The organism is Alcanivorax sp. VBW004, from assembly GCF_009718865.1.
GTDB lineage: Bacteria > Pseudomonadota > Gammaproteobacteria > Pseudomonadales > Alcanivoracaceae > Alcanivorax.
In genome coordinates, this window is the sequence record NZ_WNHC01000001.1 from 390,317 (window position 1) to 404,694 (window position 14,378).

Sequence of the window (14,378 nt, forward strand, 5' to 3'; positions counted from 1 at the left end):
AGACAAGGAAGCGGCAGGGTATGCGGGATACAGGAATATCGGAAAAACTGGAGCAGCGCGCTTTTCTGTTCTCCCTGGTGGCGGTCAGCGCCGTCTTTGCCCTGCTGATTCAGCCTTTCTTCGCGCCCATTTTCTGGGCCTGCGCCATTAGCGTTATTTTCTATCCTTTCCACAAAAGGTTGCTGGCCCGCTGGCCGCAACGGCGCAACCTGGTGGCGCTGTTCACCTTGCTATTGTGCGTGGTGTTAGTAGTGATTCCAGTGCTGGCGGTGGCCACGTCGTTTGTATCCGAAGGCGTTGGCCTGTTCCAGAAAGTGCAAAGTGGGGAAATTGATCTGGCCAGCTATGTGGACAAGATCAAGCACGCCTTCCCGGGGGTGCAGTCGCTGGCAGAACGTTTTGATGTGGACCTGGAGAAAATCAAGGAACAGGCGGTCAAAGCCTTTACCGGGGCGGGCCAGTTCCTTGCCAAGCGGGCGCTGGCGGTGGGGCAGAACACCTTCCAGTTTTTCCTCAACCTGGGCCTGATGCTGTACCTGGCGTTTTTCCTGATCCGCGATGGCGACTCCATGGTAGCCATGCTGATTCGCGCGTTGCCGCTGGGCGATGAGCGTGAAAAGTTGCTGGTTGCCAAGTTTGCCGAAGTCACCCGTGCCACCATTAAGGGTAACCTGTTGGTAGCGATTACCCAGGGTGCGCTGGGTGGCCTGATCTTCTGGTGGCTGGGCATTCCCGGGGCCTTGTTGTGGGGCGTGGTGATGGCCGTGCTGTCGTTGATTCCGGCGGTGGGCGCGGGCCTGATCTGGTTCCCCGTGGCACTGTACCTCTACGCCGTAGGTGACATGAAGGAGGCGACGATCCTGATTCTGTTCGGGGTGTTCGTCATCGGTCTGGTAGACAATCTGCTGCGCCCGATTCTGGTGGGTCGCGATACCAAGCTGCCCGACTATGTGGTGTTGTTTTCCACCTTGGGCGGGCTGGCCATGTTCGGGATAACCGGGTTTGCGGTGGGGCCTTTGCTGGCTGCCCTTTTCGTGGCGTTCTGGGGTATCTTTATCCGTGAATTTAACGAGGAAGGTGTGCCTGCGTTACCGGTCGAAAGCGAACCGGATGAGACCCCTTCCGGGAGTGAGGAACGATGATTTTTCTACGATTGGTGCTGGCGGCTTCAGTGGCCGGGTTGTCCGCCTTTGGCTGTGATGAAGACGACGATGGCGGCCTTTTTTCCTCCAGCGACAGCGCCCAGCTTTACTTCCATAACCAGCTCACCCAAGTGGGCGGGGGCAGTGAAGACGATATCACCGTGGATCTGTTCGTGGATAACCAGACCACTGCGGTGGAGAGTGGTGTGGCCTACACCACCCGGGGCAGCGTGAGCTCTAACAGCCTGGAACTGGATGATGACAGCGAGTCCGTGGCGTTCGATGCCCGCGGGGTTAACTCTGGCAGCACTCTGGTTAACGGCCCGATCAACCGGACGCTGACCGGGGGCAATCGCTACACAGTGGTTTTGATGGGCGATACCACCTTGGATAACCGCCAGTTGAAAACGTTCAGCCACCAGAGAATGGATGTGGGTAGCGGGCAGATTCGGGTGCGCTTTATCAACACATTGTCGCGTCTGTCCGGCGATGAGCTGAGCGTCACCGCCAGCGGTAGCGCCCCCGGTGGCCAGGCGTTGGTCAGTGGACTGGAATATGGCGATGGCAGCAGCTACGTATCCCTGAGTGCGGGTAGCAACCTGGCAGTGACCGTCAACAACGAAACCCAGGGCGTGATCATCGATGATGTGAGTTGCAGCGTCAGCAGCGGCCGCAGCTACGATGCCATTATTGCGTACACGGAATTCGACAGCGATGACGACCAGATTTCCCTGTACTGCCAGCCGTTCAGTAACTGAGCGGCGGGAACTTCTCACTACGAAAAACCTCTGAACTGCCAACCAATACCAAAAAACGGGGCATCGGTATGATTACGATGCCCCTTTCGCGTTTGCCTCGGGAGGATCTATGCGAATGATCGGAATGCTGGCGGTAGCCAGCGCAGTAGTCTTGTCCGGCTGTGGCGGTGACGATGATGACGTGGAAGATTTGCTGCGTGCACCAGCCAGTCTCTATTTCCACAATCAGCTGACGGATTTTACCGCTCCGGATGCAGCAAGTATTCGTGTGGATGTGGTCACCAATAAGGCCTCAGACCCGCTGTTTGAAGATGTGGGGTATTCCACCGATGAACAAGGCGGGATGAACCTGAAACTGGATGCCGATAACGAAACCGTCAATTTTCAGCCACGCAGAAGCACTGTGGATTTACCGGATAAAGACATATCGCTGGCAGCGGGTGGGAATTACACCCTCGTCTTGATGGGGGATTTGGCAGACAGCTCTCCGCTACTGAACGCTTTCCGTCAAGAGACGCCTTCTGTGATGGCATCAAACGTTGGGGTGCGCTTTATTCATGCCATGAGTCAGCAGGCAGGCATTGCTTTCTCTATCGGCACAATTCCAGATCTGCAGTATGGCAAAGCCACAGCTTATTTTTCGGATACCCCCAATGGTAGCAGCCGTCTGGAAGTGGAAGTGAAAGATGCTGCGGATGACAGCCTGATTGCGACGGTGTCTTGTCCGGTTCAGGCAGGCAAGGTTTACGATGCCATCATTACTCACAAAGGGTTTGCTGATCCCGACATGGCGATGTTCTGCCAGCAGGTTGAAGGCAGTTAATTGATTGTGTAAGTCGGCTTAGGGCGTAGCCGTAAGCCGACAACCCACCTTGCTATTTGCCTCATCGCTGAATGTCGGATTACGCCTTTCAGGCTAATTCGACCTACCGGGGAGGGCGATCTACCCCGCGCTTATTTCAATCGCACCGACGGATCCAGCGTGGGCGCTGTCAACGGTGCTCCCTGGTAGGCGGAGACCTCGCCAAAGCGATCGTTGGGCCATTGTTGCCAGTCGATCACCGCCTGCTGCAGCCGCTCCTGATCTCGACCGACAAAATTCCACCATAACAACACAGGCTGTCCCAGCGGCTCGCCGCCCAGCAGCATGATGCGGCTGCCGGCCGAGAGAGTGAGGACCAGAGTCTCGCGGCCCTGCCCCAGATAGTAGAGCTCGCCGCTCTCCAGGGTTTTTCCTTCCAGTTCCGCATGGCCTTCATTGATACACAGCCCCAGCTCAAAATCCGCAGGGATGGGCAAGGTCAGTCGGCAGGCTTGTGCGGCAACAATATCGGCGCCCACCAGTGGCGAGAAAACCGTCGCTGGAGAACGGCGCCCGGCCAGCTCGCCCACCACCAGGGTGATGTCGGCGCCATCCTGTTGCCACTGGGGCAGGTCAGTGTGGTGGGCAAAGGCCGGCGGGATATCCTCATGCTCGGCGGGCAACGCGATCCAGAATTGCAGGCCGTGCATGGGGCCGCTGAATCCCGGCGGGCTTTCCTCGGAATGGCAGATGCCATGGCCGGCGGTCATCAGATTCAGCTGGCCGGGGGCGATTACTTGCTCATAACCCAGGCTGTCCTTGTGTAGCAGTGCGCCCTCAAATAACCAGGTCACGGTCTGTAGCCCGATGTGCGGATGGGTGCCTACATCGACTGCATTATCGGGGGTCAGGTCGGTGGGGCCTATGTGGTCGAGGAAACACCAGGGGCCAATGAGCCGCTGTGAGCGGCTGGGCAAATGCCGAATGATGGGCAGGCCGCTGCCGAGGATGCTTTTGCGCGAATCCACGGGCGTCAGGGTAGGCTGGCTGGCAAGGTTGGGGCATTCCACCGTTTCGCCGCTGGCGTGGGTATTGCTCATGGCTGTCTCCGTGGCATAGTCCAGATGCGGGGCGTGACTATGCTTCGAGTATGGAACGCGGTGACAACAATGGAAAGCAAGGGAAAGGACGCGCCTTATGGCCACAGTCAGCCTTCACAGCCACCATCATTATGCCCAGCAAATCAACGTACGCCAGCATCGCCTCAGTGCCGATGAGGGCGCGGCAATGGGGGGCGAAGATAGTGGCCCCAACCCGTATGAACTATTGCTGTCCGGGCTCGGTGCCTGCACCTCGATTACCTTGCGTATGTATGCCGAGCGTAAAGGCTGGGAGCTGGGTGATATTGATGTGCGTTTGGATTTTTACCGGGATGAGGACGGTGGCGAGCACATCGACCGTATCCTGGTCTGCAGTGCGCCACTCAGCGATGAGCAGCGGCAGCGTTTGCTGGAGATCGCCGCCAAAACCCCGGTAACCAAAACGGTGCGGCAGGGCGTTGCCATTACCAGCACGTGGAAATAAGCGGCGATTTGGCCCGGCTTTTGGCATACTCGCGCCTCCATTGAATCAGCGGAGTTGCTTGTATGTTCAAGGTCAACGAATACTTCGATGCCAAAGTGGCATCCATCGCCTTTCAAACCGAATCCAAGCCGGCCACCGTGGGTGTGATGGCGCCGGGGGATTATGAATTCGGCACCAGTGAGTATGAAACCATGACGGTGACCAGTGGTGCCCTGACGGTGAAACTGCCGGGCAGTGCCGACTGGCAGACGTTTGCTGCCGGTGAGACTTTCGAGATTGAGGCGAACCAGAAATTTCAGGTAAAAGTGGCCATCGATACGGCCTATCTTTGCCTGTACGGCGAATAATCTGCACGGCCAAAAGAATAAGAGCACCTGCGAAAAACAGGTGCCAACACCAGGGGGAGCCTGATGCCGTTATTTCCTGCCAGGGATGGTGCCACGCTGCGCGTGCGTTTGCTGGGCCGAGGTCAGCCGGTGCTGATGCTGCATGGCCTGGGGATGCAAGGCCGTGACTGGCTTCCCTTCGTGTTCCCCTTTCTGCGTCGTTTCCAGTTTGTGATTCCTGATTTGCGCGGTGCTGGCGGTTCGGCAGCGGCCCGTTTCAACCAGGCGGATGTGTTCCACAATCACATGCAGGACATGGAAGACCTGGTTCACCATTTTGGCCTGCGCGATTTCCCGTTGGTGGGTTATTCCCTGGGGGCGACCACCAGCCTGCACTGGCATGCTCATGGGGATTTTTCTCCGGTAAAATGCTACCTGCATATTGATCAGTCGCCCTGTACCGATAACAAGGCGGACTGGTCTCACGGGTTGTTCGGCGCGCGGCAGGGGCATTTCTTCGCCCAGTTGCGTGAGCTGCTGGCTTTGCTGGACGGTGCGCCAGACCAGGGCCGCATTGCCAACCTGGCGCCGGGGTTGCGCGCGGCCATCCTGTCAAGGTTGACCGATATCCTCGGGCAGATTGCTGGCCGTCGGGGGCTGCACTCCGCCTTCAGTGCAACGGCCCGCTGGTCGTCGCTATGGGCGCGGGTGTTGCCGGTGACGGAACTGGCGGATATCCGTGCGTACCTGAATGCCTACCTGTTTGGTGCCCATGACTACCGGTCCTCTGCGGCCGATTGGGGAGTGCCGGCCACGGTGATTACCGGCGCCCGCTCCCCCCTGTATCCCGCCCAGGGGCAGGCCGAGTTTGCCCGTTTGATCGGTGCCCGACATGTTGTTCTGCCCAGATCCGGGCATGTGCCGCTGATGAGCCAGCCACTGGCGTTTACCCGCGCATTGGGTGATTTTTTGGCCGACACAGAGTGATTTTGCGTGTCGCCTGCGGCGTGGTGCGTGCTGCTTCTCTTTGCTGATAGTGGAATGCTATTTCGCTCTGCCCCCGTTTCTCGCTAGCATAACGGGCCTTTCTGGAGCGGATATCGGAGATATCGGGTGGTCGCCATTCATACCTCAGCCCCGGCGCTGACTCTGCGCGCGGGCAGCGATGCGATTGCGCATTTACGCGAGCATGGCCTGCGGGCCGCCGATGTGGACATCGTTCCCGGGGCGGCCGGTGGCCCGAAGGCGTTGGGGATCAACGGCCTGGATCAGGCGGTGTTCGGGGATTTTCTGCCGTCGGCGCCGCGCCCGCGTACCTTGATTGGTGCCTCCATTGGCAGCTGGCGGTTTGCCGCCATTACCATGGGCGATGCCCGCACCGGCTTGTCCCGCCTGGCCGAACTTTACACCCGGCAGCGTTTCCCCAAGGGCATTACGGCGAAAGATGTGAGCCATCGCTGCGAGCAGATGTTGTCGGAACTATTACAGGATCGCGACCAGCGTATCTTGCATAACCCGGATTATCGGTTGGTAATCGTGGTGATTCGCAGCCGTGGGCTGATGGCCCGCCGCGGCGGTCTGGGCCTGGGGCTGGGTTTGGCGGGGTTGATTGGTACCAACCTGCTCAGCCGCCGTGCCACGGGCCTGTTTATGGAGCGTGGGTTGGTCTACCCGCGAGGCGCGGATTTGCCGGTGGGCCCGCTCAATGATTTCACCACCCACCACGTGGACTTGCAGGCGGACAATTTGCGCGCAGCGTTGCTGGCCAGTGCCGCCATCCCCATGGTGCTGGATGGAGTGACGGCCTTGCCCGGCGCCCCGGATGGCGTCTATCGCGACGGGGGCATGCTCGACTATCACCTGGACCTGCCTTACCAGAGCGACGGCATCGTGCTGTACCCGCACTTCACCGATCGGGTGATCCCCGGCTGGTTCGACAAGCCCCTGCGCTGGCGCAACGGTGACCCGCAGCGGTTGCGGCGCCTGTTGCTGGTGTCCCCGTCCCGGGAGTATCTGGCCAGCCTGCCCCACGGCAAGCTGCCCGACCGCACGGACTTCAAACATTACCTTGGCGATGATGCTGGCCGTGAGGCGTATTGGCGCAAGGCGGTGGCCGAAAGCCAGCGGCTGGGTGATGAATTTCTGGAGCTGGTGGAAACCGGCAAACTGGTGGACCGCCTGCAACCGCTGTAAAGACCCTCCGTAGGAGCGGCGCTTGAGCCGCGAATCGTGCTTGGCACGGCCTGCCTCAAGCAGGTTCGCGGCTCATCCCTGTAGGGCACAGAGAGCGTCGCTCCTACGGGGGAACGTGTTACCCTCGCCACGTTTTCCCATTGACCCGGATCGCCCGTGACTGAATCCAGCCTCTCAACAATGACTCTTGTCCGCCAGCTCTGGCAGCAGACCTGGCCCATGGCCTTGGGCGTCATGTCCCTGCTGGGGTTTTATCTGGTCGACAGTATCTTCGTGGCTCGGCTGGGTACGGCGCCGCTGGCGGCCCAGTCGTTCACCTTTCCGTTGGCGTTTCTGGTCATCGGTGTGCAGGTGGGCATCGGCATCGCCATTGCCGCGCTGATTTCCCGGGCTATCGGTGCCGGCCAGCAGGAGCAGGCCAACCGGCTGGGGGCGCTGGTGCTGGTTGGTGGTGGTGTGCTGCAGGGCATGCTGGTGCTGGTGCTGTGGTTGATCCAGGAGCCTGCCTTTGCGTTGCTCGGCGCCAGTGAAGAGATTCGCGCCATGATCCGGCCCTTCTGGGCCTTGCAGGTGCCGGCCATGTGGGTCGGTGGGGTCGTGTACTTTGGCTACAGCCTGTTTCGCGCCCACGGCAACACGCGTTTTCCCGGCATGATGATGGTGCTCACCAGCCTGCTGAATCTGTTGTTCGACCCGATCCTGATTTTTGGTATTGGTGATTGGCAGGGCTTTGGCCTGGCCGGTGCGGCGCTGGCGACACTGCTGGCGTTTTCCATCGGTGGGGTGATTGTGGCCCTGTCTTTGCGGGGCAAGGGTTGGGTGCAACGTACCGGCATGCTGGTGCAGATGCGTGCGTCGGCCTGGCCGTTTGTACACATTGCTGGCCCGGCCATGATCAGCCAGCTGATGCCGCCGCTGGCGGCCATGGTGGCCACGGCGCTGGTGGCCCGCTCCGGTGACCAGGCGGTGGCCGCCTGGGGCATGGCCAGCCGGCTGGAAAGTTTTTCCATCGTGTTGGTGTTGGGCATGACCATGGCGCTGCCGCCCTGGCTGGGACGCTGTTATGGCGGCAACGACTGGGCCACTGTGCGGCGGCTGATGCAGGTGGCGGCGGGCATGGTGATCACCTGGCAGGTGCTGCTGGGGCTGGTCATGGCGTTGCTGGCGGCACCGCTGGCCAGCGTATTGGTCGACACCCCGGCGGTGCAGGCCTACCTGACCGTGCTGATTCGCTGGATGCCGCCCAGCTATGGTTTTCTGGGCGTTTGCATGTTGGTGGTATCGGCCAGCAATGCGTTGGGCTGGCCCATGCGCGCCATGCTGATTTCTTTTTTGCGTTTGTTCCTGTGTTACCTGCCGTTGTTGTGGCTGGGCTTCGAGTTGGGTGGCTTTGGTGGCTTTGCCCTGGGCGCGGCATTCGGCAATGTGCTTGCCGGGGTGATGGCGTGGGGTTTCTATCAGCAGGCGCTGGCGGGCGTCCGTTCAAAGTTCCAAGTTGAAAGTTAAAACGCGAGCAAGGTGGGTGCCAGTCGGTCATTTTGCCGCCGCGGGTCGCCCCAAAAATACTCAGTGCGCGGGCACGGGATTTCCGTTATTACCGCGCTGTCCCGCGCTTTTCAACTTTAAACTTTCAACTCACTATTGCTCCCTCTCCCATTCCGGTGGTTTCCATAGATGTTTCAGGCGTTGTATTAGTGGTCCTTTCTGGCCTATAGCCCGGAACATGTCCACGTATTCGTGGCACCAGTTCACCACCAGGCTATTGCTGTACACCGGGCGGGTGATGCCGTATTCCACCGGTTGGTCGTCTTTTTCTTCCACAAAGGTGCCGAACAGGCGGTCCCAGATGATGAAAACGCCCGCGTAGTTCCGGTCGATATATTCCGGATTGCGGCCGTGGTGTACCCGGTGGTGGCTGGGCGTATTGAAGATATATTCGATGGCCGGGTGCAGTTTGCCCACCAGGGTGGTGTGGATGAAATACTGGTACACCAGCGATAGTGCATAGCACACCCCTATCCATACAGGGTTGTAACCGAGAAAGGCCAGCGGCACATAGAACAACCAGCCGCCGTTGAAAATGTTGGTGGCATTCTGGCGCATGGCGGTGGAGAAATTCATCCGCTCGGAAGAGTGGTGGGTCACATGGGCGGCCCAGAACCAGCGCACCCGGTGCGAGGTGCGATGGAAACCGTAGTAGCAGAAATCCACCAGGAACCACAGGGCGATGGCGGTAAAGACGTTGAGCTCAATGTCGAGCAATCGGTGCTGATACGCAAAGGCATAAAGTGGGAAGGCAATCAGCCCGGCGAATAGCAGCTCGGTGGTCTGGTAGCCCGCCCCCAGCATGAAATTCAGCCAGGATTCACGACCATCCACCAGTTTCTTGTTGTGGCGAATTTTGCGGTACTCCCACAGGAACAGGCCAATAAAAAGCGGCGTCGCCACGACAAAAATCAGCTGTCGGGCATCCAGGGCCAGCCAGTCGGGCAGGACATTCCATAGGGGTGCCAACCCGCTGTTCAGCCAGATAGTGTTGAACCAGTCCATCAGTGCCATAGAAACCTCGAAGCTCGGTGAGGAGCGCGGTGGAGTGTTGATGTTGGCAGTGTGCGACAAGCGCGGCTGATAGTATTGACTCTCTATGCCTTATTTTTGACAATTTACGCCAACAGGGTAAATGTCACCCGCAAGGAGAGACCATGGCCGCTGCCATGCGAGTCACCGGTGCCTGGGTTCAGTTGCTGACCGACTGGCTGGACCGGGAAAACCTGCCCGCCCCCGCATTACGCACAGTACTGGACAGCCGTTCGCCAGCGGATGTGGTGCCGTTACCGCTGTGGCGGGATCTGCTTCAGCAGGCAGTGTTGTTGCGCCCGGAGCGGTTGGCGCCGGGGCTGGAAATCGGCGCCATGATCCAGCCCCGCCACGTGGGCATGCTGGGCTATCTGATTCTCACCTGCCGGACTCTGGGCGAAGCCATGCTGGCTTACCAGCGCTATGAGACCTTGTTCTATGGTCAGGATATGGTGGAGGTGGTGGGGCAAGGTGATCAGATGCTGGTGCGCTGGCCCGGAGCGGATTCCACCGGGGAGCTGGCGGACAGTGTGGCTATCGCGGCCTTGGTCAGCTTCCTGCGTCGGCAGGTGGATACACCACCGGTGCCGACCCGCGTTGCCTTCGCCTTCCCGGCCCCCGGGCCGTCGATCCGGGCGGCGTTTGAAGCTTTCTTCGGGTGCCCGGTCCAGTTCGCTCAGGCGCATACCTGCGTTGCCTTTCCTGTCCATTTTCTTGCCATTGCCTTGCCGCACAGCGACCCGAGCATGCGCAGCCTGCTGGACCGGCAGGCCCAGGCCATGCTGCTGGCGCTGCCGGATTCCGACAGTTTTGACCGGGCCTTGCAACAGGCAATGGTGCGATTGATGCCGGAAGCGGCGGTGACCCTGCCGCGCCTGGCAGCGGAGCTGCATATGTCCGTGCGTACCCTGCAACGGCGCCTCGCGGAACGGCAATTAACCTGGCGGGAATTGCTGGACCGTACCCGCGAACAACTGGCCCGCCACTATCTGGCCGACCTGTCGCTGACCCTGGGGGATATTGCCCTGTTGCTGGGGTTCTCCGAGCACAGTGCCTTCAGTCGGGCCTACCGCCGCTGGACCGGCACCACTCCGGCACGGGCCAGAAAACAGACCGCCATGGCATACAAAACAGAAAATGCTGTGTAGTTTGGTGCTTTCGGCCGACGTGGATCGGCGAAACGCGCAGGCCGCGAATTCAGCGGGTGTTGGGCTATGGTTGTCGGCGTTGCTACCCGAACCAATCCAGTCGGTGAGAATTCCGGTCATTGCTGGCACGCCGTGCGGCGTGATTAATTTCCCGCCATCGTGCTCCGCGAGACGCCCTCTATACGTTGAAACGACGCTGAACTGAGAGGCTGGTGGAGACAGGCACTATGAGAGAGGAACATCGATGAAAACGCGTATTACCGAATTGCTGGGCATTGAGTACCCGATCGTTCAGGGCGGCATGCAGAACGTGGGTTATGCGGAGCTTGCCGCCGCTGTTTCCAATGCCGGCGGTCTGGGCATTATCACCGCCCTCACGCAGCCGACCCCGGAAGACCTGGACAAGGAAATCAAACGCTGCAAGGAAATGACCGACAAGCCCTTCGGTGTGAACCTGACCATTCTGCCGACCATCAAGCCGGTGCCCTACGAGGAATACGCCCGGGTGATTTGTGAAAACGGTGTCACCGTGGTGGAAACCGCCGGCCGTAACCCGGAACCGCACATGCCCCTGTTCAAGGAATACGGGGTGAAGGTGGTGCACAAATGTACGTCCGTGCGGCATGCGCTCAAGTCGGAAAAAGTGGGTGTGGACGCGGTATCCGTGGATGGGTTCGAATGTGCCGGCCACCCCGGTGAAGATGATATCCCCAACCTGGTACTGTTGCCGGCCGCCGCCCGCGTGTTGAAGATTCCCATGTTGGCGTCCGGTGGTATCGGTACGGGGGCACAGATGGCGGCGTGTCTGGCGCTGGGTGCCGACGGCATCAATATGGGTACCCGTTTCCTGGCTTCCAAAGAAGCCCCGGTACACGAAAACATGAAAAAGGCCATTGCCGAAGCCTCCGAACTGGACACCGCTTTGATCTTCCGCCCGTTGAAAAACACCGCCCGCGTTTACAAAAACCGGGTGGCCACCAAAGTTAATGAAATCGAACGCGAAAAAGGTCAGGACATGAAGTTCGACTATATCGTGGATCTGGTTGCCGGCGTGAAGGGCAAGGCTGCGCTCACTTCCGGTGAAATCGATGGTGGTATCTGGACGTCTGGCATGGTGCAGGGCCTGATCGACAGTTACCCGAGCTGTGCAGAGATTATCGATGACATCATCAGCGAATGTACCGGCACCATTAATCAGCGCCTGGCCGAAATCATGAAAAGCTAGGAAGGCGCTGAAGAACTATTTTCCTGAAATAAAGTTATGTTCTCCCGAGCCAGCCAGGGCAATGCCCTGGCTTTTTTTAGGTTCTTCGCGGATTAAAGTGACTAACACGTTTCTCGCCATCTGCCTGGTTTATCCCGAATACCCGGCACTTTGCCAAACGCTCGACGCCGGATGCCTGACGTAAACCGCCATAGCCTGAGAGGCTATCATTGATGGCAATAATCGGGTCATGCACTTTGCACAGAGAGTATGGCGGCCAAGGTTTTCAGGTTTTGAATGCAAGCGTCCTTCGTCGGGCATCCGGCGTCCAGCGGCTGCCAAGTCGGGATAATGAGACAAGTTCTGGAGCTGGCTGATCACTCAATTCCGCGATGAACCTTTTGTATGCTGCTTTGCGGCTGTACCGCGATGCATTTAGCAGGGTGGCTCGACAAGCCGGTGGTTGTGCGCTTTTCTGAAACAAGGCAGTCTCGATGCCCGATTCCCGGTGCGGTGAAATTCTGTCGCCGGGGTGCTTGATTCCTTATCAGAAGGATCTGATATGTATCGCCTGTATGAATTTGCCTCTTCCGGTAACTGCTACAAATTACGCCTGGCCATGGCACAGCTTGGTGTCCCTTTCGAGCGAGTGGAAAAAGACATTACTCGTGGCGAAACCCGCAGCGACGACTTCCTCGCGATCAACCCTAACGGCCGTATCCCGGTGCTGGTAACCCCGGAGGGAAGAGCCCTGCCGGAATCCAATGCGGCGCTCTGGTATCTGGCGCGAGACAGCCAGCTAATGCCCGTTGATGCCTTTGAACAGGCCCAGGTGCTGCAGTGGATGTTCTTCGAGCAGTACAACCACGAACCCAATATTGCGACTTCCCGTTACTGGCTGCATGTGCTGGGTGAACCGGAAAAATATGCGGATGCCTTGCAAGAGAAACAGCAAAAGGGGCATGAGGCACTGGCAGTGATGGAGCGGCATTTACAGGCCGAGCCTTTCTTCGTGGGTGGGCGCTACTCCATTGCGGACATTGCCTTGTACGCCTACACCCATGTGGCGGATGAAGGCGGTTTTTCGTTGCAGGCCTATCCCGGCGTCAGGGCCTGGCTGGATGCGGTCCGCGGGCAGCCGGGCTATGTCCCACTTCTGGCATAAGGGGCGGGGCTTTTCTTGACCGGGCCGGGCCGCCGTGATTCATTTATGAAATACAATTCCAAAAATGAATCACGGGAGAGAGCATGTTCACAGCCAACATTCTTCGGGGGCCGCTGGTGGCGGCCGCTTTGGCGCTGCCGGGCCTGTCAGGCGCGGCGATTTCACCGGCATTAAGTGAGACGGTTCGCCAGCTGGCCCAGGCGCAGAGCCAGGATCTGGAGGCGATTTTCCAGCAGGTTCACGCCAACCCGGAATTGGCCTTTCAACTGGACGAGACTGCTGCGCTGGTGGCCAAAAAGCTGAAAAAAATGGGTTACAAGGTGCATACCGGTATTGCGCAAACGGGGCTGGCGGCAGTACTGAAAAATGGCGAAGGGCCGGTCATCATGTTCCGCAGCGACATGGATGCCCTGCCGGTGAAGGAAGACAGCGGCCTGCCCTATGCCAGCAAGAAACAGGTTACGCTCGACGATGGCAGCAGCCAGTACGTTTCCCATGCCTGTGGCCATGATGCGCACACCGCCTGGTTGCTGGGTATTGCCAAGGTAATGATGGAAACCCGCGATAGCTGGTCCGGCACCCTGGTGTTGGTGGGGCAGCCAGCGGAAGAACTGATTGCCGGGGCTCAGGCCATGGTGGACGACGGCTTGTACGACAAGGTACCAGAGCCCTCGTTGTTGATTTCGGCACACATCTACCCGGTATGGCCGTCGGGTACTGTGGCGGTAAAAGCCGGGCGTCGCATGGCCGGCAGTGACCAGCTGGATGTTCATCTTACCGGTATCGGAGGCCATGGTTCCCGGCCGGAAGGCACCATCGATCCGGTGGTCATGGGGGCGCGTACGGTGATGGCGTATCAGACCATTGTGAGCCGTAATATTCCGGCCCAGGAACCCGCCGTGTTGACCGTAGGCGCCATGCAGGTGGGGGAAGCCCATAACGTGATTCCCGAAACCGGCACCCTGAAAGTGAATCTGCGCTGGTATGAAAAATCCACCCGCCAGACCCTGCTCGATGCCATCAAGCGTGAAACCCAGGGCATCGCCGATGCGGCGGGTGTTCCCGAAGAGCGAGCCCCCACCTACACCATGCTCGGTTATGCGGAACCGGTGGTGAATGCGCCTTCCCTGGCCGAGCAGGCCAATGCCACCCTGTCCGCCAGCCTGGGTAAGAAACGGTTGATGCCGGGTATTCCCCCGGTAATGGGGTCCGAGGATTTTCCCATGCTGGTGGCGGGTATCGAAGGCGCTGAAACCCTGTTTGTGGAAGTGGGTGGCGGCGCCGCGGATGTGATGAAGAACTACATGCAGACAGGGGAGTTGCCGCCTCTGAATCACAACCCGAAATTCCGTATCGAAAATCCCGCACTGGCGATTACCACGGCGGTTGAAGCCAACAGCGCCCTGTTGCTGGACGCCTTTCAGGCGAAGTAGTGATGTGAGAGAAGGGCAGGTCGGCCCAGGTTTTTCCTGGGTCGAC

At 59.2% G+C, this 14,378-nt stretch carries 14 protein-coding genes; 12 read left to right on the forward strand and 2 right to left on the reverse strand.

Going from position 1 to position 14,378, the window contains the following annotated elements:
- Positions 1-20: 20 nt before the first annotated feature.
- The 3 genes from F1529_RS01840 to F1529_RS01850 all read left to right on the forward strand — a co-directional run bounded on the left by F1529_RS01840 (position 21) and on the right by F1529_RS01850 (position 2,723).
- Entirely contained in the window at positions 21-1,142 is a 1,122-nt protein-coding gene (locus F1529_RS01840; RefSeq protein WP_155131610.1) for an AI-2E family transporter, read from the forward strand.
- The gene (locus F1529_RS01845; protein WP_155131613.1) at positions 1,139-1,900 is read left to right on the forward strand and encodes a DUF4397 domain-containing protein; all 762 of its coding nucleotides are present in this window, start codon (positions 1,139-1,141) and stop codon (positions 1,898-1,900) included. The genes F1529_RS01840 and F1529_RS01845 overlap by 4 nt, the downstream gene beginning before the upstream one ends.
- Before the next feature lie 109 nt (positions 1,901-2,009).
- Entirely contained in the window at positions 2,010-2,723 is a 714-nt protein-coding gene (locus F1529_RS01850) for a DUF4397 domain-containing protein (protein WP_155131615.1), read from the forward strand.
- A gap of 131 nt (positions 2,724-2,854) precedes the next feature.
- Here the strand turns inward: F1529_RS01850 and F1529_RS01855 are convergent, their stop codons facing one another.
- Positions 2,855-3,802, reverse strand: coding sequence for a pirin family protein (locus tag F1529_RS01855; RefSeq protein ID WP_155131618.1), 948 nt, complete (start codon positions 3,800-3,802; stop codon positions 2,855-2,857).
- Between the two features lie 97 nt (positions 3,803-3,899).
- Here F1529_RS01855 and F1529_RS01860 point away from each other — a divergent pair, with 97 nt between their 5' ends.
- The 5 genes from F1529_RS01860 (at position 3,900) to F1529_RS01880 (ending at position 8,311) form a co-directional block, all read left to right on the forward strand.
- On the forward strand, positions 3,900-4,286 hold the full coding sequence (locus F1529_RS01860; protein ID WP_155131621.1) for an OsmC family protein: 387 nt from the start codon (positions 3,900-3,902) through the stop codon (positions 4,284-4,286).
- 62 nt (positions 4,287-4,348) lie between these two features.
- The gene (locus tag F1529_RS01865) at positions 4,349-4,633 is read left to right on the forward strand and encodes a pyrimidine/purine nucleoside phosphorylase (protein ID WP_007150934.1); all 285 of its coding nucleotides are present in this window, start codon (positions 4,349-4,351) and stop codon (positions 4,631-4,633) included.
- A gap of 63 nt (positions 4,634-4,696) precedes the next feature.
- Positions 4,697-5,599: an alpha/beta fold hydrolase gene (locus tag F1529_RS01870; RefSeq protein WP_155131624.1), complete on the forward strand. Its 903-nt coding sequence runs from the start codon at positions 4,697-4,699 to the stop codon at positions 5,597-5,599.
- Positions 5,600-5,725: 126 nt separating this feature from the next.
- Entirely contained in the window at positions 5,726-6,805 is a 1,080-nt protein-coding gene (locus F1529_RS01875) for a patatin-like phospholipase family protein (RefSeq protein ID WP_370456932.1), read from the forward strand.
- 219 nt (positions 6,806-7,024) lie between these two features.
- Complete coding sequence (locus F1529_RS01880) at positions 7,025-8,311, forward strand: MATE family efflux transporter (RefSeq protein ID WP_155136872.1); 1,287 nt, start codon at positions 7,025-7,027, stop codon at positions 8,309-8,311.
- Between the two features lie 132 nt (positions 8,312-8,443).
- Here the strand turns inward: F1529_RS01880 and F1529_RS01885 are convergent, their stop codons facing one another.
- A complete protein-coding gene (locus F1529_RS01885) occupies positions 8,444-9,364 on the reverse strand; it encodes a sterol desaturase family protein (protein ID WP_155131627.1) in 921 nt (306 codons plus the stop codon).
- Positions 9,365-9,507: 143 nt separating this feature from the next.
- Between F1529_RS01885 and F1529_RS01890 the strand changes: the two genes are divergently transcribed.
- The 4 genes from F1529_RS01890 (at position 9,508) to F1529_RS01905 (ending at position 14,332) form a co-directional block, all read left to right on the forward strand.
- Positions 9,508-10,530 (forward strand): AraC family transcriptional regulator, encoded by a 1,023-nt coding sequence (locus tag F1529_RS01890; RefSeq protein WP_155131630.1) that lies wholly within the window; start codon positions 9,508-9,510, stop codon positions 10,528-10,530.
- Positions 10,531-10,774: 244 nt separating this feature from the next.
- On the forward strand, positions 10,775-11,755 hold the full coding sequence (locus F1529_RS01895; protein ID WP_155131633.1) for a nitronate monooxygenase family protein: 981 nt from the start codon (positions 10,775-10,777) through the stop codon (positions 11,753-11,755).
- A 541-nt stretch (positions 11,756-12,296) separates the two neighbouring features.
- Positions 12,297-12,899, forward strand: coding sequence for a glutathione S-transferase family protein (locus tag F1529_RS01900; protein ID WP_155131636.1), 603 nt, complete (start codon positions 12,297-12,299; stop codon positions 12,897-12,899).
- A gap of 83 nt (positions 12,900-12,982) precedes the next feature.
- On the forward strand, positions 12,983-14,332 hold the full coding sequence (locus F1529_RS01905) for an amidohydrolase (protein WP_155131639.1): 1,350 nt from the start codon (positions 12,983-12,985) through the stop codon (positions 14,330-14,332).
- The last annotated feature ends 46 nt before the right edge of the window (positions 14,333-14,378 follow it).

Excerpts from the sequence above, each read along its gene's own strand:
- F1529_RS01840 (WP_155131610.1), top strand. The coding sequence starts at position 21 with ATGCGGGATACAGGAATATCGGAAAAACTGGAGCAGCGCGCTTTTCTG.
- F1529_RS01845 (WP_155131613.1), top strand. The coding sequence starts at position 1,139 with ATGATTTTTCTACGATTGGTGCTGGCGGCTTCAGTGGCCGGGTTGTCC.
- F1529_RS01850 (WP_155131615.1), top strand. The coding sequence starts at position 2,010 with ATGCGAATGATCGGAATGCTGGCGGTAGCCAGCGCAGTAGTCTTGTCC.
- F1529_RS01855 (WP_155131618.1), bottom strand. The coding sequence starts at position 3,802 with ATGAGCAATACCCACGCCAGCGGCGAAACGGTGGAATGCCCCAACCTT.
- F1529_RS01860 (WP_155131621.1), top strand. The coding sequence starts at position 3,900 with ATGGCCACAGTCAGCCTTCACAGCCACCATCATTATGCCCAGCAAATC.
- F1529_RS01865 (WP_007150934.1), top strand. The coding sequence starts at position 4,349 with ATGTTCAAGGTCAACGAATACTTCGATGCCAAAGTGGCATCCATCGCC.
- F1529_RS01870 (WP_155131624.1), top strand. The coding sequence starts at position 4,697 with ATGCCGTTATTTCCTGCCAGGGATGGTGCCACGCTGCGCGTGCGTTTG.
- F1529_RS01880 (WP_155136872.1), top strand. The coding sequence starts at position 7,025 with ATGGCCTTGGGCGTCATGTCCCTGCTGGGGTTTTATCTGGTCGACAGT.
- F1529_RS01885 (WP_155131627.1), bottom strand. The coding sequence starts at position 9,364 with ATGGCACTGATGGACTGGTTCAACACTATCTGGCTGAACAGCGGGTTG.
- F1529_RS01890 (WP_155131630.1), top strand. The coding sequence starts at position 9,508 with ATGGCCGCTGCCATGCGAGTCACCGGTGCCTGGGTTCAGTTGCTGACC.
- F1529_RS01895 (WP_155131633.1), top strand. The coding sequence starts at position 10,775 with ATGAAAACGCGTATTACCGAATTGCTGGGCATTGAGTACCCGATCGTT.
- F1529_RS01900 (WP_155131636.1), top strand. The coding sequence starts at position 12,297 with ATGTATCGCCTGTATGAATTTGCCTCTTCCGGTAACTGCTACAAATTA.
- F1529_RS01905 (WP_155131639.1), top strand. The coding sequence starts at position 12,983 with ATGTTCACAGCCAACATTCTTCGGGGGCCGCTGGTGGCGGCCGCTTTG.